This is a genomic window from Micromonospora craterilacus (assembly GCF_003236315.1).
Lineage (GTDB): Bacteria > Actinomycetota > Actinomycetes > Mycobacteriales > Micromonosporaceae > Micromonospora > Micromonospora craterilacus.
The window spans coordinates 1-1,896 of the sequence record NZ_POTY01000448.1 but is presented as its reverse complement, the minus strand read 5'-3'; the positions used below and the strand labels follow the sequence as shown (position 1 = coordinate 1,896).

1 protein-coding gene is annotated in these 1,896 nt (G+C 69.6%); it reads left to right on the top strand.

Going from position 1 to position 1,896, the window contains the following annotated elements; all coding sequences use genetic code 11:
• Positions 1-91 precede the first annotated feature (91 nt).
• On the top strand, positions 92-1,896 hold a 1,805-nt coding region (locus tag C1I95_RS33680; protein WP_438941365.1), incomplete at its 3' end, for a glycosyl hydrolase family 28-related protein.

Genomic DNA, 1,896 nt, shown 5'->3' with positions numbered 1-1,896 from the left:
CCACACCACCCCGCCCCACCGCCACCCGCCCCGAAACCAGACACGTACGGCGGTCGCCGCGCTCGTCGGCACCGCGCTCGCCGCTGCTTCGATCTCGGTCGTCACGCTCACCACCACCGCGACCCCGGCCCGCGCCGCCGGGCTCTCCCCGTTCGACATCGCCGGCCGGGGGGCCACCGTCCCGTTCATCGAGCACGAGGCCGAGAACGCCACGCACAACGGCACCCGGATCGGCCCGAACCGGCGCTACGGCACGCTCCCGTCGGAGGCCAGCGGTCGGGAGGCGGTCACCCTCGACGCGGTCGGGGAGTACGTCGAGTTCAACCTCACCGCGCCGGCGAACGCGATCACGTTCCGCTACAGCATCCCGGACAATGCCGCCGGCACCGGCCGCGACGCGACCATCGACCTGCGGGCGAACGGCACCCTGGTCAAGGCCGTCCCGGTCACCTCGAAGTACGGCTGGTACTACGGCGGCTACCCGTTCAACAACAACCCGGGCGACATCAACCCGCACCACTTCTACGACGAGGCCCGGACCCTGTTCGGCACCACGTACCCGGCCGGCACCAAGATCCGGCTCCAGGTCTCCTCGACCGCGCAGTCGCCGACCTTCACCATCGACCTGGCCGACTTCGAGCTGGTCGCCGCGCCGATCACCAAGCCGGCCAACGTCATCGACGTGGTCACCGACTTCGGCGCCGACCCGACCGGTGCCACCGACTCGACCGCCCGCTTCCAGGCCGCCGTGGACGCCGGCCGGGCGCAGGGGCGGGCGGTGTGGATCCCGTCGGGCAACTTCACCCTGTGGGATCACGTGGTGGTCGACGGGGTGACCCTGCGTGGCGCCGGCCCGTGGTATTCGGTGCTCGGCGGCCGGCACCCCACCGACCGCAAGCGCGCCGCCGGCATCTACGGCAAGTACGTGAACGGCGGCGGCTACCGCGGTGAGATCCGACCGCACGAGGCCGGCGGGCCCAGCCGCAACGTGACGCTGCGCGACTTCGCCATCATCGGCGACATCCGGGAGCGGGTGGACGAGGACCAGGTCAACGCCATCGGCGGAGCGATGTCCGACTCCGTGGTGGACAACGTCTGGATGCAGCACACCAAGGTCGGCGCCTGGATGGACGGCCCGATGAACAACTTCACCATCCGGAACAGCCGGATCCTGGACCAGACCGCGGACGGGGTGAACTTCCACTGGGGGGTCACCAACTCCACGGTGACCAACACCTTCGTCCGCAACACCGGCGACGACGCGCTCGCCATGTGGGCGGACACCGTGCCGAACGTCGGCAACTCGTTCACCTTCAACACGATCGGCGTGACCATCCTCGCCAACCACCTGGTTACCTACGGCGGGCGGGACATCCGGATCACCGACAACGTGACCGCCGACTCGGTCACCAACGGTGGCGGCATCCATGTGGCCAACCGGTACACCGGGGTGAACGGGCCGACCGCCGTCGCCGGCACCATCACGGTCGCCCGCAACACCCTGATCCGCAACGGCAACTCCGACTACAACTGGCAGTTCGGGGTCGGCGCTATCTGGTTCTCCGCGCTGAACCAGCCGATCCAGGGCGCGTCGATCGTGGTCAGCGACACCGACATCCTGGACAGCTCCTACGCGGCGCTGCACTGGATCGAGGGCGCCACCAGCGGAATCAGCTTCAACAACGTACGCATCGACGGCGCCGGCACGTACGCTCTCCAGGTGCAGGCGCCCAGCCAGGTGTCGTTCACCAACGTGCGGGCCACCGGCATCGCGCAGAGCAACCCGATCCACAACTGCGTGGGCAGCGGCTTCCAGATCACCCAGGGGGCCGGCAACTCCGGCTGGTACACCGCCAACCCGTACTGCGGGCCGTGGCCGGAGCCGCAGTGGGGCGG